18 protein-coding genes and 1 tRNA gene are annotated in these 21041 nt (G+C 61.4%); 11 read left to right on the forward strand and 8 right to left on the reverse strand.

Annotated elements, in window-relative coordinates:
• Positions 1-5: 5 nt before the first annotated feature.
• Together ccoS and IPI01_13840 are read right to left on the reverse strand one after the other, a co-directional pair.
• Positions 6-185 carry a cbb3-type cytochrome oxidase assembly protein CcoS gene (gene ccoS / locus IPI01_13835; protein ID MBK7258849.1) on the reverse strand — a complete coding sequence of 60 codons (180 nt, stop codon included), beginning with the start codon at positions 183-185 and terminating at the stop codon, positions 6-8.
• Entirely contained in the window at positions 182-2590 is a 2409-nt protein-coding gene (locus IPI01_13840) for an HAD-IC family P-type ATPase (protein ID MBK7258850.1), read from the reverse strand. The genes ccoS and IPI01_13840 overlap by 4 nt, the downstream gene beginning before the upstream one ends.
• Before the next feature lie 130 nt (positions 2591-2720).
• Here IPI01_13840 and IPI01_13845 point away from each other — a divergent pair.
• Positions 2721-2794 (forward strand) — tRNA-Pro (locus tag IPI01_13845).
• A gap of 191 nt (positions 2795-2985) precedes the next feature.
• Here IPI01_13845 and IPI01_13850 read toward each other — a convergent pair.
• Positions 2986-4803, reverse strand: coding sequence for a Na+:solute symporter (locus IPI01_13850; protein ID MBK7258851.1), 1818 nt, complete (start codon positions 4801-4803; stop codon positions 2986-2988).
• Positions 4804-4839: 36 nt separating this feature from the next.
• Positions 4840-6339: a sodium/solute symporter gene (locus IPI01_13855; GenBank protein ID MBK7258852.1), complete on the reverse strand. Its 1500-nt coding sequence runs from the start codon at positions 6337-6339 to the stop codon at positions 4840-4842.
• A 152-nt stretch (positions 6340-6491) separates the two neighbouring features.
• Here IPI01_13855 and crcB point away from each other — a divergent pair, with 152 nt between their 5' ends.
• The 3 genes from crcB to IPI01_13870 all read left to right on the forward strand — a co-directional run bounded on the left by crcB (position 6492) and on the right by IPI01_13870 (position 7522).
• Positions 6492-6878, forward strand: coding sequence for a fluoride efflux transporter CrcB (crcB, locus tag IPI01_13860; protein MBK7258853.1), 387 nt, complete (start codon positions 6492-6494; stop codon positions 6876-6878).
• A gap of 14 nt (positions 6879-6892) precedes the next feature.
• On the forward strand, positions 6893-7252 hold the full coding sequence (locus IPI01_13865; GenBank protein MBK7258854.1) for a DUF190 domain-containing protein: 360 nt from the start codon (positions 6893-6895) through the stop codon (positions 7250-7252).
• A gap of 66 nt (positions 7253-7318) precedes the next feature.
• Entirely contained in the window at positions 7319-7522 is a 204-nt protein-coding gene (locus IPI01_13870) for a hypothetical protein (GenBank protein MBK7258855.1), read from the forward strand.
• Positions 7523-7583: 61 nt separating this feature from the next.
• On the opposite strand, the gene IPI01_13875 is transcribed toward IPI01_13870, so the two are convergent.
• The 4 genes from IPI01_13875 to IPI01_13890 all read right to left on the reverse strand — a co-directional run bounded on the left by IPI01_13875 (position 7584) and on the right by IPI01_13890 (position 12408).
• Positions 7584-10499, reverse strand: a complete 2916-nt coding sequence (locus IPI01_13875) for a Cache 3/Cache 2 fusion domain-containing protein (protein MBK7258856.1) — start codon at positions 10497-10499, stop codon at positions 7584-7586.
• Positions 10496-10867, reverse strand: coding sequence for a hypothetical protein (locus IPI01_13880; GenBank protein MBK7258857.1), 372 nt, complete (start codon positions 10865-10867; stop codon positions 10496-10498). The genes IPI01_13875 and IPI01_13880 overlap by 4 nt, the downstream gene beginning before the upstream one ends.
• A 301-nt stretch (positions 10868-11168) precedes the next feature.
• Positions 11169-11453 (reverse strand): GAF domain-containing protein, encoded by a 285-nt coding sequence (locus IPI01_13885; protein MBK7258858.1) that lies wholly within the window; start codon positions 11451-11453, stop codon positions 11169-11171.
• A 130-nt stretch (positions 11454-11583) separates the two neighbouring features.
• Entirely contained in the window at positions 11584-12408 is an 825-nt protein-coding gene (locus IPI01_13890) for a phosphatase PAP2 family protein (GenBank protein ID MBK7258859.1), read from the reverse strand.
• 77 nt (positions 12409-12485) lie between these two features.
• Between IPI01_13890 and IPI01_13895 the strand changes: the two genes are divergently transcribed.
• The 7 genes from IPI01_13895 to IPI01_13925 all read left to right on the forward strand — a co-directional run bounded on the left by IPI01_13895 (position 12486) and on the right by IPI01_13925 (position 21024).
• Positions 12486-14486: a DEAD/DEAH box helicase gene (locus IPI01_13895; GenBank protein ID MBK7258860.1), complete on the forward strand. Its 2001-nt coding sequence runs from the start codon at positions 12486-12488 to the stop codon at positions 14484-14486.
• Between the two features lie 98 nt (positions 14487-14584).
• Entirely contained in the window at positions 14585-14887 is a 303-nt protein-coding gene (locus IPI01_13900; GenBank protein ID MBK7258861.1) for an HU family DNA-binding protein, read from the forward strand.
• A 111-nt stretch (positions 14888-14998) separates the two neighbouring features.
• Positions 14999-17245: a response regulator gene (locus IPI01_13905; protein MBK7258862.1), complete on the forward strand. Its 2247-nt coding sequence runs from the start codon at positions 14999-15001 to the stop codon at positions 17243-17245.
• Positions 17242-18039: a DUF4115 domain-containing protein gene (locus IPI01_13910; protein ID MBK7258863.1), complete on the forward strand. Its 798-nt coding sequence runs from the start codon at positions 17242-17244 to the stop codon at positions 18037-18039. The genes IPI01_13905 and IPI01_13910 overlap by 4 nt, the downstream gene beginning before the upstream one ends.
• Positions 18036-20045, forward strand: coding sequence for an NAD-dependent DNA ligase LigA (gene ligA, locus IPI01_13915; GenBank protein ID MBK7258864.1), 2010 nt, complete (start codon positions 18036-18038; stop codon positions 20043-20045). Before IPI01_13910 ends, ligA begins: the two co-directional genes overlap by 4 nt.
• 6 nt (positions 20046-20051) lie before the next feature.
• Positions 20052-20585, forward strand: coding sequence for a hypothetical protein (locus IPI01_13920; protein MBK7258865.1), 534 nt, complete (start codon positions 20052-20054; stop codon positions 20583-20585).
• Between the two features lie 43 nt (positions 20586-20628).
• Positions 20629-21024, forward strand: coding sequence for an STAS domain-containing protein (locus IPI01_13925; protein MBK7258866.1), 396 nt, complete (start codon positions 20629-20631; stop codon positions 21022-21024).
• The last annotated feature ends 17 nt before the right edge of the window (positions 21025-21041 follow it).

Below are 21041 nucleotides of genomic sequence, written 5' to 3' on the forward strand. Positions count from 1 at the left end.
TCGAGTTACGTTGGTTTGTGAGTGGACGATCCGTGACGACCCGGACGGTCGTCATCCTGTAACATCCGGAGCGAAGGCGTGTGACGGTCGGAGAATTGGCCGGACCGCACCGCCCAGAGAAACGCCGCGAGGAAGAGCCCCGCGAGCAGCATACTGAATCCCAGCAACACAGCGATCACGCTCATAGCAGACCCCTCTTCCGTGCCAGCAGCCGCAGACTGAGCGATGTGAACGCCACGACCGTGATGGAACTGGCGGGCATCAGGACCGCGGCAATGACCGGAGAGAGCGCACCGCGGACCGCGAACGACAGGCCGACTACATTATACAGCACGGAAATGGCATATGCCACAAGAACCACGCTCCGGCTGGACCTCGCAAAACGCAGAAAACGGTCCAGAGAGGCCAACCGGCTCCCATCCAGGATCACATCACAGGCCGGTGAGAAGGCCGATGTATCATCCGTGAGCGCCACCCCGACATCCGCCTGTTTCAGGGCACCGGCGTCATTCAGTCCATCGCCAACCATGAGCACGGCTTCACCCTGTGCCTGCACTCTGGCCACGAATGCCAGCTTGTCCGCCGGGGTCTGATGAAAATGCAACGGTACGTCCTCACCAAAGAGACGTCCCAATTTCCCCTTTTCCCGGTCACTATCGCCCGAAAGGAGCACGACCTTGTAGTGTTTCCGGAGTTCCCGCACCAGCGGTGCCACGCCATCGCGATACTGCCCGGCCAGAGCGAACTGCCCCCGTGGAACACCGTTCAGGGCAACGAAGACCCGCAACGGTGAGCCATCGGCGTCCTGTGCTTCAGCATCGTCTGCGGGGGGCAGGCCGCAGAACGAGCGCGATCCGGCGCGCACGGCGATCCCTGTCACAGTGCCCTGGATACCGCCACCAATCTCTTCGCTGAAACCCGTCACCGGAAGCACCGGATCATCGCTCAGGGCATCGAACACCGCCCGGCTCAGCGGGTGGTGCGAATTGCGCACCAGCGAACGCACCGCGGACCGCTCCGTTGGCGAGAGCGGCTCGCCGACGAACCGCACGCCCGATCCCCGGGCATGGGTGAGTGTCCCGGTCTTGTCAAAGATCACGGTGCGGATGCGGCCCATCCATTCCACGACGTCCGCATGCTTCGCATAGAACTTGCCGCGCCCGAACACGCGGAGTGCCGTGCCGAAGGCGAAGGGCGTCGACAGCGACAGGGCGCATGGACAGGCGACGATGAGCACGGCGGTGAGGGCATTCCATGCGATCGCGGTGTCGCGGGGGAACCAGTACGCGGCGGCGCCTGCTGCAACCACGAACAGCGCCGCCGTGAAATACTTCCCCGCGATGTTCGTGAGCCGCGTCAGATTGCCGGGCCGGTCCGTCCTGAATGCCGCTTCGTTCCAGAGTTGCGTGAGATAGCTCTGGGAGACGGTCTTCACGACCTCGAGTTCGATCGCGCTGCCGACCTGCCGGCCGCCGGCATGCACGAGATCACCCTGCTTCGCAGGGATGGGTGTGGATTCACCCGTCACAAAGCTGTAATCGATCGCGCCGGCATCGCTCATCAGGATCGCATCGGCCGGAACGATCTCGTTGTTCCGGATGATCACCCTCGCACCGGGTTCGAGCGACGTGACAGGCACCGTCGACTCTCCGTCCTTCTTCTTCAGCGTGACGGCGAGCGGGAAGTAGGACGCGTAGGTCCTGTCAAAATTCAGGCTGTCATAGGTCCGCTGCTGGAACAACCGTCCGAGCAGCAGGAAGAACACGAGCCCGCACAGCGAATCCACATACCCGAACCCCGTGCCCGTGAGGATCTCCACCGCGCTGCGCAGGAACAGGATCGCGACCCCGAGCGCGATCGGCAGGTCCAGGTTCACGACACGCGACCGGAGCCCGGCCAGTGCGCCACGGAAGAAGACGGTGGCGCTGTAGAACGTGACCGGCAGGGACAGGACCAGGCTCACGTACGCGAACAGCGAGCGCAGGAACGGCTCGAAGTCGCCGCCCGACAGGTACTCGGGGAACGCGAGGATCATCGTGTTCCCGAAACAGAACCCGGCGATGCCGATCCGCGCGTACAGGGAGCGGTCCGCTTCGCGGCGGGGCGTGCGCTGTGCGGACTCCAGCGTGATCGTTGGCTCGTAGCCGAGCGACGTCAGGAGTTCCACGACCTTGCGCAGGCCGGTCTTTTCATTCGCATAGCGTACAACGATCGACTTCCCGAGGAAATCCGCACGCGAATAGAGGATGCCGGGATCGAACCGGAAGAGGTTCTCGAGCAGCCAGATACACGATGCGCAGTGCATCTGGGGCACGAAGAACGTCACTGCGGTGATGGAGCCATCGGAGAAATCACACAGTCGTTCGGCGACTGCGGGGTCGTCGAGATACGCAAAGCGGTCATCGCCGACCGGTCGTGGTGCCGGCACAGGGCAGGACGCTGCATGTGAGAGCACGTCGTAGACGGCCTTGCAACCGGAGCAGCAGAACTGCAGGTCGCCACTGACAACCCCTTCGCCCCGAACGGGATCGCCACAGTGGACGCAGACGGCTGTATCGGGAGCGGGCGATGTGCCGCGGGATGTTGCCATGACAAAGGAAGCACAGGGGACAGGATTCTTTGGAGGAAGATAGGAAAATCAGCGCTGAAATTCACCTGAATTGTACGCAGGGCGCGGTTGCGTTTCTCGAGGGATGTCCGTACATTATCTTGCTGTCATTCGGAGCGTAGCGCAGCCCGGTAGCGCACTTGAATGGGGTTCAAGGGGTCGGGGGTTCAAATCCCCCCGCTCCGACAGCAAAAACGAGGCTCCACCATACGGTGGGGCCTCGTTTCATTGTGCCCGGAGGCGGGGGGCGGTGCAAGACCCGTGTAGGGGGGCCGAGCATGCTCGGCCCCTACAACAGCAATGCATCGACCCATGGAGGCAGGGGGGGTGGTGCTGCCCACCTAACCACGGGCAATCACGACAACCCCCGACGGCGCCTACGACGCCCCCGCCCCCTTCTCCGTCCACAATTTGTTCACGACGTACAGCAATGCGACACCGGCAACGAGGAAGACCCCGAACAGGATCCCCGCAAGCATCATCCGCCCGTACAGGAAATTGCCGACCGTGAACAGGGCAGACCACACCAGCGAACACCCTGCCACCCATCCCAACAACGCGAGGGGAATATTGTCACCCGCCAGCTTCGATGTCTCTTCCGGCAGGCCGGCCGCTTCCCGGATCACCTTCCATCCCGGACCGAACGGGCGTACCTTCTTGTAGAACGCGATCAGCACTTCACGCTCGGTCTCCGGACCGAACAGCGCCGTCGCCACCCAGCATACCGTGGTAATGCCGATCGTGAGCAACAACGCCACATGCGTGCTGAACACGATGTCTTCCTTCTTGAGAATGAGGAAGCCGATCGAGACCAGGAACGAACTCGCCATCGCAACGATCTCGCTCCAGGCATTCACCCGCCACCAGAACCAACGCACGAGATACAACAACCCCGTGCCCGCACCAACCTGCAGGATGATATCGAAGGCGTCTTTCGCAGTGTCCAGAAGGTAGACCGCCCCCGACGATGCGAAGAACAGGATGATCGTGACCACCCGCCCGGCCGTCACGTAGTGATGCTCGGTCTCGTTCTTCTTGATGAACCTGCGGTAGAAATCGTGCACCAGATATGACGCGCCCCAGTTCAGATGGGTCAGGATCGTGCTCGAATTCGCGGCGATCAGACCGCCGACCATCAAACCGACGAAGCCGACCGGCAGGAACTTGAGCATGGCAGGATATGCGATGTCGTGCCCGAGAAGACCCGGATCCAGGTTCGGGAACGCCGCCTGGATGTCCGAGAGCTGCGGATACACGATGATCGATGCAAGGCCGACGAGGATCCACGGCCAGGGGCGGAGGACGTAATGTGCCACATTGAAGAACAGCACTGCGCCGAGGGCATCGCGTTCCGACTTCGAGGCGAGCATACGCTGCGCAATGTAACTGCCGCCGCCCGGCTCCGCACCCGGATACCAGACCGCCCACCACTGCACGGCGATCGGCATGATGAAGATCGCGACCGCGATGTCCCAGTTGTTGCTGAAATCGGGGAGCATGTTCAGATAGTTGATGCCGTTCGGTCCCGTCGCCGTGGAGAGCTTGTCCACCAGCCCGGACAGCCCGCCGACCTGCGGAAGCTGCAGGGCGAAGTACGCCGCGGCGATCACGGCGGTCATCTTGATGAAGAACTGGATCATGTCGATCACCAGCACGCCCCACAACCCCGAGTGCGTGGCGAACACGACGTTGAGCGTCCCGACGATCAGCAGCGTCTGCCACCGGTCCATGCCGAACAGGATGCCGGCGATCTTGCACGCGGCAAGGTTCACCGTTGCCATGATCATACAGTTGAAGAAGAGGCCGAGATACACCGACCGGAACCCGCGCACCACGCTCGCAGCCTTGCCGGAGTAGCGGATCTCATAGAACTCCAGGTCGGTCATCACCCCCGAACGCCGCCAGAGGCGCGCGTAGAAGAAGACCGTCGCAACACCCGTCAGCACGAATGCCCACCACACCCAGTTGCCCGCAACACCCTGCCGGCGGACGATGTCAGTGACGAGGTTCGGCGTATCGCTGCTGAAGGTGGTCGCCACCATCGAGAGCCCCGCCAACCACCACGGCACGGAACGCCCCGAGGCGAAGAACTCCGCCGTGCTCTTCCCTGCACGCTTTCCGAAGAAGAGCGCTGGCCCGAAGCACACGAGCAGGGTGATACCGATGACAACCCAATCGAGGAGTGTGATATGCACGTCGGATCCTCCGTCGCTGTGAACAGATGAAGATGTTTAGTGTACTGTCGTGTCCTGGGTCGGCGGCCCTGCCATCCACCTCCGGATGTACGCAGCGCAATTCCCGCCGGCGATCGTGGCACCGCATCCGATGAGGGTGTGCCAGGTGTAATCTATCCGTGTGAAGGTCATGACCGCGACCATCGCCGCGATCCCCGTCATGAACCCGATGAACGCATCCCGTTCAATGAGCCGGCGGAACAAGAGACCGAGGAAGAACGTACCGAGAAGCCCGCCATACGTGAACGATGCGATCTTGAGCCCGATCTCCACGACCGGATTCGTGGTGTCGGTGAACAGCATCGCTCCACCGATCAGGACGATCCCCCACACGAGGGTCAGGGCCCGCGACCACCGCAGCTCTGCCGCGCTGTCCAGTGAGCGCCCCTTCGCGGTCATCTTGAAGATGTCCAGGAAGGTCGACGACGCGAGCGAACTGATGGACGAGGAGAGCGTCCCCATGGCCGATGCGAGAACACCGGCGATGAGAAGTCCGGAGAGGCCCGACGGAAGCTGGGTCACGATGAAGCGCGGGAAGATCTCATCCGACGATCGGAGCCCCAGGTCCTGAAACGGTACGCCCTGATAGAAGGCGTACAGGCACAACCCGAGCGTCAGGAAGAATGCGAACTGGATCACGATGAAGGTGGCGTCGAGCATCAATGCTTTCTGGCTTTCCCATCGGGTACGGCACCCCAGCAACCGCTGGACGAGCAACTGGTCCGTCCCGTGGGAGGCCATGGTCAGGAATGTGCCGCCCAGTAACCCGCCCGCCAGTGTGTACGGCGATGCAAGGAACGACATCAGATCCGATCCGCCGCCGGTATTGATGATCTCAAATTTGTTCAGGCCGTTCCGTGTGGCATAGAACACCACATCCTGCCAGCCGTTCGGCAACGCATACAGAATGAGCACCATCGACGCGATGGCACCGCTCAGATAGATCCCCATTTGCACGACATCCATGGCAACGACCGCCTTGAGGCCGCCGAGATACGTGTAGATCAACGTGAAGACGCCGATGATCAGGATGCTCGTGCCGTAATCCAGGCCGGTGATGAGGTGCACAGGTATCGCCGTGGCAAAAAGGCGGACGCCCGAGGCAAGGACCCGGGTCGTGATGAAGACGCTCGACGTGAACTTCCGCAGGGGGATGCCGAAACGCTTCCCGAGAAAGTCGTATGCCGTCTCAAGGTCACCGGCATAATACGCAGGGATGAAGAACACGCTCACCAGCAACCGGCCGATGAAATAGCCGAACACCAGCTGGAGGAAATGCATATCCGACCGGTACGCGAGCCCGGGTATGCTGATGAAGGTCAGGGTGCTCGTCTCACTCGCCACGATCGAAAAACCGACAGACCACCACGACATGCTCTTGCCGCCAAGGAAGTAGTCCCGCGAGGTCTTCTGCTTGCCGGCCACCAGGATACCTGCGACCGTGACACCCGCAAGATAGACGATGACGATAGTGTAATCGAGGAGAGTGAAACCCAAAGGACGCCCGCATTCGTGGGAGTGATCTGTCAATGTACGAACGCACCATGAGGAATCCAAGCAGAAATCCCCCCGCGGCTTTCGCTTCTCATCCGGTATCGCTATCTTCCGGTGTCGCCCGGACCCTCAACGGCCACGAAAGGTCATCACGTATGCAGAATGTGCTCCTCATCGCTCTCGGTGGCTCCCTCGGAGCTGTTGCCCGCTACGGCCTGGCAACATGGATCCATGGGCAGACCGGGACGTCCTTTCCCTGGGGAACGTTGATCATCAACCTGACCGGTTCGTTCGCGATCGGCTTCCTTGCCGAGCTGTTCGAAACATCGCTGGCATCCGCCGAGTGGCGCAGCTTCCTGACGATCGGGTTCCTGGGGGCCTACACCACGTTCTCGACCTTTTCGCTCGAATCATTCCATTTGCTGCGCGGCGGCGAGATCCGGCTTGCCGCAGCGAACATTCTCCTCAGCGTTGTCGTTGGCTTGCTCGCGGTCGTCCTCGGCATCTACGGGTTCCGTCTCCTTTCGAAGATCGTTCACTGACACATGGAGGCATGATGAAACTTCCCGATGAAGCGCTCCTGCTCAGGGTCTACGTGGGCATCAACGACAAGCACCATGGCGTACCGTTGTACGAGGCCATCGTCACCAGGGCGCGCGAACTGAATCTGGCCGGCGCCACGGTGCTCCGCGGCGTGCTCGGCTACGGCGCCAGCAGCCGCATCCACTCCGCAAAACTCCTTGACCTGTCCGTGGACCTTCCGGTGGTGATCGAGATCGTCGACACCGAAGAGCGGCTCGCGCTGCTGATGCCCTTCATCGACGCGCATGTGACCGAGGGGCTGGTGACAATGGAAAAGGTACGGGTGGTGGGATACAGGCACCGGATCGGAGAGGCCGTGCAACATCCCGCCTGATCTTCCGTTCCTATCAAGGAAGAGCTCACCGAAGGACAGAACGCGAAGATCGAACGAGAGGGTACGATGACGCTGGACCAGCTGAAAGCCGAGATACAGGCACTATCGAAGGACGACCGGCGGAAGCTCGGGACGTTCATTCTCGAGATCGAGAAGCAGCATTTTCAGGACACGGTCGGGCCGCAACTCCGCGAGGACCTCGATGGCCTCACGAAAGCCGCTCAGGATGCGGTCGACAAGATCTCGAAAGCGATCCGCGAGCGGCTGTAGCGCCAGTCACGAGGGAAGGGCGGGGCCCGTGGCCCGCCGATCCTTCCCTGGCGCCGGCTGTTCATTCAGACAATTCAGATATCTGATGTCGGCATTCATCCGGCCACCAGCGCGCCGTTCTCCCGTACGGCAACGCCGCTGCGCGCACCGTCGCTCCGCATACCGTCATTGCGGCCGAGCTTGAAGTCGCCGATGAGACGTTGCAGATTCTCCGTGAGCCGGTTGAGATCCTCCGCGGCACGCGCGATCTGCTGCGTCCCCTGCGCCTGTTTCGCTCGTCACCTTGCGAGATGCCCTCGACGTTCTTCGAGATCTGCTCGCTCGCACTCGACTGCTCCTCGCTTGCGGCCGCGATCTGCGTGACCATGTCCGTCACCTTCTGGCTCACCCCCACGATCTCCTTCAGGCTCGCGCCTGCCTTGTCGGCCAGCTCGATCCCGCGTTCCACCTCGTGCGTCCCCTCTTCCATCGACCGGACAGCACCCGTGGTATCCGACTGGATCTTCTTGATCATCCCGGCGATCTCTTTCGTCGCCTTCGTCGTCCGCTCGGCCAGCTTCCTGACCTCGTCCGCCACGACCGCAAACCCGCGCCCCTGGTCCCCTGCGCGGGCTGCTTCAATGGCCGCGTTCAGAGCCAGCAGGTTCGTCTGGTCCGCGATGTCGTCGATCACGCCGATGATCTCACCGATCTGATCGCTCGACTTCCCGAGCTCCTTCACCGTTTCGGCGCTCTTGTTCACCACGCCGGCGATGCGCTTCATCCCTTCGACCGTCTCACCAACGACCTCGCCACCATGCTCCGCACTCACACGCGCGAGCTTCGCCGTCTCGGCCGCTGCGCTCGCGTTCTTGGAGTTCTCCAGGATGGTCTTGGTCATCTCCTCCACTGCGCTCGCCACTTCTCCCGCCTGGCTCGTCTGTTCCTGTGCCCCGGCAGCCATCTCCTCCGTGCTCGAGCTGATCTGGCTCGAGGCACTCGCCGTCGCGCTCACGGCCTCGCTCACCTTCCGCAAGGCTTCCTGCAGGGAGCCGCCCACCTTGTTGATGCTCTCCTTGATGAGCTGCAGATCGCCGCGGTAGTCCCCGTTCATCCGCGCCGTCATATCGCCCGTCGCCATCACCGCCAGCGTGTTCGACCCTTCCTGCACCGGTTTGATCACCGCATCCAGCGTGTCGTTCACCCCCTGGACGATCTTCCGGAAATCACCCTGATGCTTCGACGCATCGGCACGCGTGGCCAGACGGCCTTCCACCGCCGCCTGCGACAGCAGCACCGCATCGGCCACCAGCGCGTTCACCGCGCCGATCGCCTGGTTCAGGTTGTTCTTGATCTCGTTGAAATCGCCGTTGTAGCTGTCCGTGATCTTCGCCGGGATGTCGCCCTTGGAGATCCGGTCCACGTACTCCGCCGCAACGTTCAACGGGCCAATGACGGAATCGAGCGTTTCGTTCACGCCCTGCACGATCTTCCGGAAGTCGCCCTGATGCTTCGTGGCATCGGCACGCGTGGCAAGTTTGCCTTCCACGGCGGCACGCGACAGCAGATGCGCATCCGCGACCAGCATGCTCACGGCGTTGATCGCCTGATTCAGGTTGTTCTTGATCTCGTTGAAATCGCCGTTGTAGTTGTCCGTGATCTTCGCCGGGACGTCACCCTTGGAGATCCGGTCCACGTACTCGGCGGCCACATTCAGCGGTCCGATCACCGCATCCAGCGTGTCATTCACCCCCTGCACGATCTTCCGGAAATCACCGCCGTGCTTCGTCGCATCGGCGCGCGCAGCGAGTTTGCCTTCCACCGCTGCCCTGGACAGCATGCCGGCATCGGCCACGAGGGCGTTCACCGCATCGATGGCCAGGTTCAGGTTGTTCTTGATCTCGTTGAAATCACCGTTGTAGGTGTCGGTGATCTTCGCCGGGATGTCGCCCTTCGAGATGCGGTCCACGTACTCCGCGGCCATGTTGAGCGGGCCAACGACCGCATCCAGGGTGTTGTTGAAACCGCTGAGGATCGCACGATACCCGCCCTGAAACTTGTCCGCTTCGCTCCGGACCGACAGTTGTCCTGCAATGGCGGCACCGGAGAGCCGTTCCGATTCACGCACGAGGTTCTGCAACTCGGTGAGTGCGCGTGCGAGGGCAAGACCCAGCACATCGCGGTCCGTCCTCTGCGTTACGGTGATCGAAAGATCCCCTTCGGAGATCCGGCGTGCAGCTTCGGCGCGATCACGCGATGCATCAACGATAGCGGCGAACGACCGTGAGAGGCTGCCCATTTCGTCATGGCCCATTTCCGGGATCGAGATCGACACATCTCCCTGTGCAAGCGCATCTGCAGCATGCACCAGGATCCCGACCGGGCGGACGATGGAGCGGCGGACCAGCATCGCGATCAAACCGCAGATGAGCACCGCGATCACACCACCGACAATGAGAATGCTCGTCCGGGCCGATGAGATGATCGCATCAACATCGGTCCGCGGATAGCCGATAACGACGCCGTACCCCCAGGGATCGAATTTGTTGTGCTCGACGACCCAATCGGTGGACAGGGACGCATCGGCGACAGCAAGTTTCTCGATGGTCTCAACCGGAACCCCTTTCGTGGAAAAGCGCGTTTTGTTCTTTGCGTCGACCAGAGCGACAAAGCCGCCCTGGAGGATGTGGGTCTGCTCGATCGCCTTGCCCAGCTCCTTCAGTGTGGAGATAGGATATCCCACATACCAGATGCCGACGACTTCTCCGGTGCGCGCGCGCATCGGTTCATAGGAAGTGAAATATGGCTCCCCCAGGATGTCCACCACGCCGGAAAATGACCGCCCCTCTCGAATGGCCACGATGGCCTTTCCGTTCGGATCCAGCAATGTGCCGATCGCCCGTGATCCATCTTGCTTCTGGACGTTCGTCGAGACCCGGATGAAACTCTCACCCCTGCGGACGAAGAGAGTTGCCGTGCTGCCGGTCAACGACTTCACACGGTCAACGAGACCGAATGCATTGGCCTGACTGCTTCCGCCAGGAGGAGTGACGGCACGGACTCTGCTCCCACACGGGTCATCCCACCGAGTCCGGGCGTACCGAGCCGATCCCCTTCGGAACGGAGGATCCCCATCGCAACCTCAACACGCTGCTTCATCAGGCTATGCGTGGATGCGAGAACGTTCAGTGCCTGTTCCGACCTCGCATGGACGAGTTCGGTCGTACTTGTCTGTATCTGCTCACTCACATAGTTCGAGAGGAGCCATGCACACACCCCTACAGCCCCCAGTATGATGAGAGCGGTGGGAATGATGAATTTGGACATGATGCTCGATTGCGTAAGAATGTTCCAGAAGCGTCGCACAGAGGGCCTCATTCGATGGTGGCCGGATAGACAATGAGTGACCCGGCGTTCTATGCCTGCATAGCACGCCGGAGCAGCGCGTTTTCCCCTCACGAATGGATGTAACAAACATCATACCACGAGGATGCGGGGGGGGCGGCAGGAAGAGGGTGCCAATGCATTGTGCGACGAAGTTTTAGCAGGACTCTCAGGTAGGACCCGCGATCCACCACATCGATCCCTGATCTCGCGTGAACAACTATGGCCACATGCCTCACGGGGGAGTTCAGGAGCGAACCGGGCCGCCGGATACGGTGTGAAGCTATTCAGGTGCGCGTGGCTGCCCATCGCGCGCCAGATTGCCCAACGCAAAGATCAGATCGCCGCGGATCTCATGCAGGACGGCCATCTCCTCAGCATCGAAATAGTCGATCTCCGCAGCATAGACGTCCAGACACCCGTTGAACATCCCGGACACCTGCACAGGAAGGGATACGGATGAGCCGAGGCCACAGGCCCGGACCTGGTCGGAGAAGGGAGCCATTCGAGGGTCCGCTGTGAGGCGCTGGATCACCTCGACCTGCTGATGCAGGATCGCAGACGCCATGGGGGTGCGCCGGCATACCCGAAGAGTCCGGACCACCACCGGACATCCCCGGAGGGATCCTTGTGTGGCACCACCATGGCAATGCACCCCCGGGAAGAACGGACGATCCGCGAAGCCCGCGTTCCCTGTTCTAAAAATTATAGACGAACGACACGCCGGCCGGGCCAGGGACGATGTGCAATCCCCTTTCCCGTTCCGGAGCCATGCGGGTATCATACCACTGCAACAGCGAATGTGTGATCGCTGTGGAGAGTATGGCACTGAACACACAATCGGAAAACCAGTGCTCACCCGCGTATACTCTGGACAGCGAGGTCATGGCAGCCAGCGTATAGAGGCCGGCGGTAGCCCAGTCATTGCCGATCTGATGCGCGAGTACCGTGGAGAGGGAGAAGGCTGCGGCTGTATGGCCGGAGGGGAAGGAGTGGTGGTCATCATCCGGAGAGAGCATCCGGAACTGCCCGGGTCCCTCGAGGGTGTACGGTCGTGCACGGCCGGCAGTGTATTTCAACACCTGTGTGGCGCCTGCCGTCAGGATGAGCCCTGTGCCGGCAAGGAATGCGGTCTCCCGCACCCATCGGTCGCCTGTGAACAAACCCGCGGCGTAGGAGCTGCCGCAGAGTACAGCAAGCACCCACACTTCGCCGTACATGCGCACAACAGATTCCAGACGGTCGCCTGTCCGGCCCTTGAAGGCCCGGAAGCCGCCCGAGACCGCATCATCACCGAAGGCAACCACTCCGGTGCTCGCAACAATGCCACCGGCGAGCCCGATGTCCTGGCCGTTCCACCGTGAGGGCGCACTTCCGATGAAGAGGAATGCACTCCAGAACGTACCGGCATCCTGCAGGACGGTGGCATCCAGTCGGCCGGACGTATGCGTGCTGTCGGTCTGAGCAGCACCGCCCGCGTGACAGACCATCACCACAACCAGGAGCATTCCGACAATTCGCATGTCTCTATGATAGTACAAAATCGGGTGAAAATACAGATGGGTGGCAAGGGGCCACCGTTTTCCGTACCTTGCTCATCATGCACGACCCCGCAGCAACAATAGACTCGATCCTCGGTCAGGACGGAACACTCGAGCAGATCTCGGGGTTCGCGCACCGCCCCCAGCAACACGCAATGGCTCATGCGGTGCTCGAGGCATTGTCGGAGCAGCACCACCTCTTCATCGAAGCGCCAACAGGCGTCGGCAAGACCCTCGCCTATCTGATGCCGTCGATCGCCTACGCGATGCAGAACGAGCGAAAAGCGATCATCTCGACGCACACCAAGAACCTTCAGGAACAATTGCTCTACAAGGATATCCCGCTCTGCCGGCAGCTGCTCGGGGCGGAATTCTCCGCGGTCCTCCTGAAGGGCCGGCGCAACTATCTCTGCACGACGCGGCTCGATGCAGCTCTGGCATCACGCGGCTCGATGTTCCCTCCGGAAGAATCCGACGAACTCAGCCGCATCGCGGTCTGGGCAGAAGGAACACCCGATGGCGACGTCAGCGGACTCGGATTCATTCCTTCCGCCACCGTATGGAATGCTGTGTGTTCAGAACCTGGCGTGTGCACATCGCAGACATGCGGCGGACGGTGCTTCTTTCAACGAGCGAAGGAGCGCGCACGCAAGTCCCAATTGCTGATCGTGAACCATTCGCTCTTCTTTTCGTTGCTCCCGTACCTGCGTACCGAAGACCAGTTCCTGTTCCCGGGAGATTTTGTCATCTTCGATGAGGCCCACACGCTCGAGGCGATCGCCGCTGAGGGACTGGGCCGGCGGCTGTCACGGCGCGGGGTCATTGCAACACTCCATCGCCTGTACAACCCCCGTTCGAAGCGCGGACTTCTCTCTGATGCGAAGCGCAATGTGAAGACCGCATTCAAAGGGATGGAAGAACTTGTCGACGCGTTCTTCGATACCGTGGCGAGGTCACTCCCGCCGGTCACGACATCCCGCGCAGGAGCATCACGCGATTCGCTTCAGGTACGGATCAAAACGCCCGGCCTCGTCGCCGACGTCCTCTCCATGCCCCTCTCCGACCTTGTGCAGACGCTCGCTGGCGTTGAATCCAGTATCGATGACGCCATCCGGGCGCGGGAGATCGCTGCCGCACGGGAATCGCTGGAGGAAGATCTCCGCACGCTCGAAGATTTTCTCACCTTCGCCAGCGACCGCCATGCCTACTGGGTGGAGGTGCGGAGGCCGCCACAGGACAATGTCACGCTCTGCATGGTGCCATTCCACGTCGGGCCCTCGCTCGAAGAACAATTGTTCGGACCGCATGGCCCGGTGATCCTCACGAGTGCCACCCTTTCCGTGGACGGCGACATGCGGTACGTCCAGGAACGGCTGGGCGGCGTGTCCGCACGCACCCTCACCCTGGATTCCCCGTTCGACCTCTATCGTCAGATGCGCATATGGATCGCGGAGGATATGCCCGAACCCGACTCGCCGGACTATGCGCGCGAACTTCCCGCGACACTGCTCTCCTTCATTCGCCGGAGCCAGGGAAAGGCCCTGGTCCTCTTCACGAGCGCAGCTTCCATGCAGGCCGCAGCACGTGCAGTGAGCGAGGACCTCGCGGGCGATGGCATCCGTTTGCTTGTACAGGGGTCCGAGTACTCAAGGCACGACCTGCTGGATGAGTTCAAGCGCGACATCCACTCCGTGCTCTTCGGGTTGGACAGCTTCTGGATGGGGGTGGATGTGCCGGGCGAGGCGCTGGAACATGTCATCATCACCCGCCTGCCGTTCTCCGTGCCCACCCATCCGCTGATCGAAGCACGCCTCGAAGATGTTGAAAGTCGTGGAGAACGGGCGTTTTTCGCCTATTCGCTTCCGGAGGCAGCCCTCAAACTCCGCCAGGGCGCAGGCCGGCTCATCCGATCGGTGGAAGACCGCGGCGTGGTGAGTATCCTCGACTCGCGCATTCTCCGGCGAGGATACGGAAAGATGCTCCTTGATTCGCTGCCACGGTGCCCGGTGGACCTCATCTCGCGATCGGGTGACTCCCGGCCGCTCGAACGCGACATATGACGGCGGCGCGGAGATCATTATTTTGTTTGAATTTACAGGGGATTATGCTATCTTCACCCCGTACCTACGTGTATCTTCAACCACTCTAAGGAGGATCAATGGCGAAAGCAACTGCTAAGGCAATGTCCAAGACGGCGATCATCGCCCACTTTGCCAACAAGTTTGATATGAAGAAGAAGGATGTCGTGGCGGTGTTCGAAGAGCTCGCGAATCTGGCATACAAAGAAGCAAAGAACACGTTCACCCTGCCTGGCATCGGCAAGCTCGTGCTTGTCCATCGCAAAGAGCGCCTCGGCCGCAACCCGAAGACCGGCGAAACCATCACGATCCCGGCAAAGACCGTCGTGAAGTTCCGCGTTGCAAAGGCCTGCAAGGAATCCGTTCTCTCCAGCAAGCGCTAAGATCTTCATTTCAAGGTTGTAGGACAAGAGTCCCGCCGGCATCTCGGCGGGACTTCTTTTTTCCTGATGCCGCGCACTTTGCACTCATCCCTGCATTTCGTACATTTCTTCATGTTGAACCCCGTTAAAGCCCTCCGGTTCTTTCTGAGCAGCCTCGGCCCCGTCGAGCAGGCCCAGATGGTGGCTTCCACCGCGGTGGTCGTCAGTATGGCAACGATCATCAGCGTGATGGCGGCAACGGGCGCCCAGCCCCGGTTCATGGATTTCGTCAGCATCGTCACCGTCGGGATCTTCGGCTTCACCAGCGTCTATTTCTCTCTCCTGAATAGCCGCCGGCTCGATGAACAACGCCGCCAGCTCCTCGCGCTGAATGCCGTTGCTGAAGCGGTGAACAGGGTCGTTGACCTCGACTACGTCCTCCGCACCGCTCTGACCAGGATCACCGAGGTCCTCAACACCCCCTATGCGTGGATCTACATTGATGAAGGAACGCTCCTGACGTTGCGCTGCGCCGAAGGGAGCGATATCGACATCCTCGCAGCGGTGGAACCCTTCCCCCGGTCGCCTCGCATGTGGTTGAACCAGCCACGCGTGGAACGGGAAAGCCGCCTCGAACGGGGCCGCATCCCGGAATCCCTCAAGATCCAGGGGGTCCAGTTCTGGGCCTCGATGCCTCTGCGCACCAAGGACGCCATCGCCGGGGTCCTCGTCGTTGCCGGACCGTCGTACGGTATGCTCAGCTCGAAGCAGGCCGAGCTCGCCGAGACCTTCGGCAACCACATCAGCGTCGCCATCCACAATGCCCGCCTGTTCGAACGCGTCCGGCAATCCGAACACCGCTATGCGGATCTCTTCGAGAACGCACCCGACATCTATCTGAGTGTGAACCGGCAGCATATCATTGTCGGATGCAACCGTCATGGCGCATCACTCCTGGAATCGACACCGGCGCAGATCATCGGCAGGCCCTTCAGTACACTCTGTTCGCCCGAACGCCGGCCCTCGGTGGATGCCATGCTCCTCCAGATGTTCACGGAAGGCAAGGCGCTGAAGGAGGTGGAGGAGCAGATGGTGACGCTCGGAGGCCGCGCATTCTTCGTCCTCCTGAACACCACCATGGTCTTCGACGAGACCGGGCACACGGTCACCGCCCGCATCGTGGCACGCGACATCACCGAACGCAAGCGTATGGAAGATGCGCTCCTCCACGCACAGAAGATCGACAGCATCGGGAACCTGGCAGGCGGCATCGCACACGACTTCAACAACATCCTCGCGGCGATCCTTGGCTCCGCCTCCATCATGCGCCGCCACATCAGCGAACGGAACAAACTCACGAAGTATGTCGAGATCATCGAATCCTCCGCACGCCGCGGCTCATCACTCACCCGTCAACTCCTGACCTTCGCACGGAAGACGGAGACGATCACCGCTCCGGTGGACATCAACTCCCTTGTGCAGGAGACCCTCGACCTCTACCAGCGCAGTGTGTCCAAGGATATCACGGTCCGAACGAATCTCGCGGATACACCGCTCACCGTGAACGGCGACGACGGACAGATCCAGCAGGCGCTTCTCAACCTGTTCCTGAATGCCCGCGATGCAATGAATGGGGCGGGGACATTGACGGTGACGACACAACTCGTCACCGCGGACACTCTCACCGGCAGCAGATTCTCTTCCACACGGCCGGGACCATTCGTGGAGATCCGCGTGAACGATACCGGCCGGGGCATCCCCAAAGAGATCCAGGACAGGATCTTCGAACCGTTCTTCACGACCAAGGATAACGGCACCGGACTCGGCCTTTCGGTGGTCTATGGCGTCGTGCAGAATCACAAGGGGTTCATCAATCTCGAGAGCGTGGACGCCGTCGGTACCACCTTCACCATCTCCCTTCCGCATACCGCAGGCATTCAGGCCGAGGCGCGCAAACGGCGGCCCCGTCTTCCCCACGGTACGGAACACATCCTTGTCATTGACGACGAAGCATACCTCTGTGAAGTGGCACGGGATATCCTGACGAATCTCGGCTACACGGTCTACATCGCGAGCAACGGACAGGAGGGGTTGGAGTTCTACAAGACGCGTCAGGCTTCGATCGACCTCGTGCTGCTGGATATCAATATGCCCGTGATGTCGGGCATCGAGGCATTCGAACACCTCCGCGCCGTGAATCCCAACCTGCGCGTCATCATCGTTTCAGGGTATGGCAAAGGCATCATCGATACGCCACGATTCGCCAGTGAGGTGAACGGCTTCGTGCAGAAGCCCTTCCAGCTCGATACCCTCGCCTTCAAGGTGCGCAAAGTTCTCGATCAGCGAACGTTCCAACAGGACCCTGCAACGACCCCATGACCAAGGCCGACCTCTTTACCGAACTCCGGGCAGCGCGCGAGGCGCGCGGCATGTCGCTGGACGACATCGCGCAGAGCACGCTGATCAACATCGATTTTCTGAAGGCGATCGAGGCCGGCGAAACGGACATTCTTCCCGCTGCCTACGTGCGCGCGTTCCTGCGGGCGTACGCGGCCAGCGTCGGCCTCGACCCTGCGTATGTCATGCGCCGGTTCGAAGGCAAGAGCGGTACTCCCGAACCGCCTCCACCTCCTGCACCCGTCCGGCCGACACCGGCGGCCGACGCCGAACCGGAAGCAACACCGTTCCTTTCCCGCCCCGGCGTACGCTCGTGGGGTGTGACGGCGGTCGTCCTCCTCGGTATCGCCATGATCATCTATCTCACACAGCCGGACCCGGAACAAGGCGGCACCGGCGAAGTACCCATCGGAGCGATCCTGCGTGAAACGGAGCAGCGCCTGATGCCGAAGGACAGTGCCGTGGCAGTGGCCGTACCACTGCCGGGCAACGCACGCGACAGTCTCACCTTGCATGCTGCGGTCACCGATTCCGTGTGGATCCAGATCGCGATCGATGCCAATCCCCCGGTGGACCATTTGTTCGCGCCGGGCAGCCGCCGGAAGTGGCGTGCACGCGACCGCTTCACCATCACGCTCGGCAACGCCGGCGGTGTGCAGTTCCACCTGAATGCACGTGATCTCGGCACGCTCGGGAAACGCGGTGCCGTGCTGCGCGATGTTGAACTCACACGCGAGGCCCTCACCTCGCCCATCCAGACAGACCCGCAGCCATGAAGCGCACTCCCGCTGCAGCGCAGAAGCGCGCCGAGGCCCTCCGCGAGGAGATCCGCGATCACGATCATCGGTACTACGTCCTCGCAGAACCGGTCATCGCCGATGAGGCGTACGATGCAATGATGCGGGAATTGCAGGACCTCGAAGCCGCCTACCCGTCACTGGTGACACCCGATTCGCCTTCGCAGCGTGTCGGCGGTGCGCCCAGCAAGGAGTTCGCAACGGTTGTGCACGACCCGCCGATGTTGAGTCTCGCCAATTCCTATTCTGAAGAGGAGATCCGGGACTTCGACCGCCGGGTGCGCGAGCTTCTGGGCACGGCAACCCCGGTCTATATGGCGGAACTCAAGATCGACGGGGTAGCGATCACCCTGCGGTATCGCAACGGATCCTTCGCACAGGGAGCGACACGCGGTGATGGCGTTCAAGGCGACGACATCACCAACAACCTCCGCACCGTGCGCTCCCTCCCCCTGCGGTTGCGCACAGCGGGAAAGGGATTCGATGACATTGTGGTCCGCGGTGAGGCCTACCTGCCGCGTGAAGGCTTCGCGGAGTTGAACAAGCAGCGTGCCGCGGCGGACGAAAAGACCTTCATCAATCCCCGCAATGCCGCGGCAGGAACGCTGAAACTGCAGGACCCGGCGATCGTCGCGGAACGTCCGATCCACTGCTTCATGTACGCTCTGTATGCCCCTGCCGCGCGCCTCAGGGCCCATAGCGAGAACCTGGAGCAACTGCGAACATTCGGCTTCCCGGTGAATCCACACGCCCGGCGCTGCACGTCCGTGGACGACATCATTGCCTTCTGGCAGCATTGGGAGGAACATCGCGATGAACTCCCCTACGACATCGATGGCGTGGTGATCAAGGTCGATGCCCTTGCGCAGCAGGAGGAACTCGGGACCATCGCCAGGAGCCCCCGCTGGGCGATCGCATTCAAGTTCCGCGCGCGCAAGGAGGAGACGGTCCTGCAGGGTATCACGCTCCAGGTGGGCAGGACCGGTGCCGTCACTCCTGTGGCAGAACTCACCCCGGTCTTCGTCGGTGGATCCACCGTGTCCCGGGCCACGCTGCACAATGTGGACTACATCACCGAGCTCGACATCCGCATCGGCGATACGGTGGTGGTCGAGAAGGGTGGCGATGTGATCCCGAAAGTCAGCGACGTGGTCCTCACCCGGCGCCCCGGAGGATCCACACCGTTCACGATGCCAGGGATCTGCCCCGTGTGTGGCTCACCCATTTACCGGGGTGAAGAAGAGGTGAACTACTATTGCGAGAACGCCGATTGCCCTGCGCAGGTGCGCGGGCGCATCGAGCACTTCGCGTCACGCGGGGCCATGGATATCGAAGGGCTGGGAGAAGCGGCGGTGGATCAGCTTGTCGCACAGGGGATCGTGAAGAACATCGGGGACCTGTACTCCCTGGAGAAGCACCGTGCCGCATTGACAGCACTCGAGCGCTGGGGAGAGAAGAGCGCCGGGAACCTGCTGGACGCCATCGAACGCAGCAAACACCAGCCGTTCCACCGGGTCCTGTTCGCTCTCGGCATTCGCCATGTCGGCGCGGGTGTCGCGCGCACGCTCGCCGACGCATTCACATCGATCGAGGCGCTGCAGGCGGCCACGGAGACATCGCTGCGCGAGACGCCGGCCATCGGCCCCAAGATCGCAGCAAGCATCATCCATTTCTTCGGCGATACCCACAATCGCGCAACACTCAAGGCCCTGAAGAAGGCCGGCCTGCAATTCGCGGGTGCCGCAACCGCGTCAGGAGGCACACTGACCGGCAAGACCTTCGTGATCACCGGTACGCTGCCGACCTACGCACGCGATGAAGCACGCAAGCTCATTGAACACCACGGGGGAAAGGTTGCATCCGGCGTCAGCAAGACCGTCTCGTACGTCCTGGTCGGCGAAGATGCCGGCTCCAAACTCACACGCGCTCGCGAACTCGGCGTCCCGCTGCTCAGCGAAGCCGAACTGCTGCGCATGATATCCTGAGATCCCATGTTCGAATCCACACGCCGTTCCATTGGCCTGCACCTTGCACGATTCTCGTTCCGTTCCAAACCCGATCAGGCCATGACCTTTACCGGTGCCCTCTCGGCCGGGAAGCGCGTCCTGCTCGTCCTGCCGCTCGCTCCCACACAGCAGTCCACGGCTGCTATCATCGAGCTGGTGCGGTCACGGTACGGTGACGATCACATCACCGTCATCGCCGATGCCCTGGACAACGGCATCACGGCGTTGATGCCGCATAGCGAGATCCTGCGGATCAGCGCACAGCAGGTGACGCGATTCTTTCATCCCCCCGGGGCATTGCTGCAACGGATCGCGGGCAAGCCCTTCGATATCGCGATCGATCTGAATCTTGACTTCCTTCTCCCCTCGGGGTATATTTGTAAGGCAAGCGGCGCTCGCGTGCGTGTCGGCTTCACGAAACCCGGCGCGGATACCTTCTACAACCTGCAGGTGCAGACCGGCAACACGCGCGGACCCGGCGTGTACGAGCGTCTCGCATCCTGTCTGAAGATGTTCTGAGCATGCACGCGCGGCGCGGGACTTGCCGCGGAGGAGAGAGACCATGAAGTTCGAAGTACAGAATGATGGCACGTCGGTGACCCTGACGCTGCACGAGAAGAAGCTGGATTCCACCATGGCATCGGAACTCAAAGGCGAGTTCCTGATCATCGCAAAGCCAAAGATCGACCACCTGATCATCGATCTCAAGGAGGTCGAGTTCTGCGATAGCAGCGGGCTGAGCGCACTCCTCATCGCCGAAAGGAAGATGAAGGAGCACGGCGGCACGGTGCGTTTGCTGAACGCGAATCAGAAGGTGATGAGTCTCCTGAAGATCTCCATGCTGGACCGGCTCTTCGAATTCACCGAACCCCCGAAGCCCGCGGCGAAGAAGCCGGAGAAGGCGCCGGAAAAGAAGCCGGAGAAGAAGCCGGCGAAGGCGCCGGCGAAGAAGAAGTAAGGCATGCGCAGCAGGGC

The sequence above is a fragment of the Ignavibacteriota bacterium genome (assembly GCA_016707525.1).
Lineage (GTDB): Bacteria > Bacteroidota > Ignavibacteria > UBA10030 > UBA6906 > JAGDMK01.

Excerpts from the sequence above, each read along its gene's own strand:
- IPI01_13870 (MBK7258855.1), top strand. The coding sequence starts at position 7,319 with ATGACGCTGGACCAGCTGAAAGCCGAGATACAGGCACTATCGAAGGAC.
- ligA (MBK7258864.1), top strand. The coding sequence starts at position 18,036 with ATGAAGCGCACTCCCGCTGCAGCGCAGAAGCGCGCCGAGGCCCTCCGC.
- IPI01_13840 (MBK7258850.1), bottom strand. The coding sequence starts at position 2,590 with ATGGCAACATCCCGCGGCACATCGCCCGCTCCCGATACAGCCGTCTGC.
- IPI01_13910 (MBK7258863.1), top strand. The coding sequence starts at position 17,242 with ATGACCAAGGCCGACCTCTTTACCGAACTCCGGGCAGCGCGCGAGGCG.
- IPI01_13900 (MBK7258861.1), top strand. The coding sequence starts at position 14,585 with ATGGCGAAAGCAACTGCTAAGGCAATGTCCAAGACGGCGATCATCGCC.
- crcB (MBK7258853.1), top strand. The coding sequence starts at position 6,492 with ATGCAGAATGTGCTCCTCATCGCTCTCGGTGGCTCCCTCGGAGCTGTT.
- IPI01_13890 (MBK7258859.1), bottom strand. The coding sequence starts at position 12,408 with ATGCGAATTGTCGGAATGCTCCTGGTTGTGGTGATGGTCTGTCACGCG.
- IPI01_13865 (MBK7258854.1), top strand. The coding sequence starts at position 6,893 with ATGAAACTTCCCGATGAAGCGCTCCTGCTCAGGGTCTACGTGGGCATC.
- IPI01_13895 (MBK7258860.1), top strand. The coding sequence starts at position 12,486 with ATGCACGACCCCGCAGCAACAATAGACTCGATCCTCGGTCAGGACGGA.
- ccoS (MBK7258849.1), bottom strand. The coding sequence starts at position 185 with ATGAGCGTGATCGCTGTGTTGCTGGGATTCAGTATGCTGCTCGCGGGG.
- IPI01_13885 (MBK7258858.1), bottom strand. The coding sequence starts at position 11,453 with ATGGCGTCTGCGATCCTGCATCAGCAGGTCGAGGTGATCCAGCGCCTC.
- IPI01_13905 (MBK7258862.1), top strand. The coding sequence starts at position 14,999 with ATGTTGAACCCCGTTAAAGCCCTCCGGTTCTTTCTGAGCAGCCTCGGC.
- IPI01_13920 (MBK7258865.1), top strand. The coding sequence starts at position 20,052 with ATGTTCGAATCCACACGCCGTTCCATTGGCCTGCACCTTGCACGATTC.
- IPI01_13925 (MBK7258866.1), top strand. The coding sequence starts at position 20,629 with ATGAAGTTCGAAGTACAGAATGATGGCACGTCGGTGACCCTGACGCTG.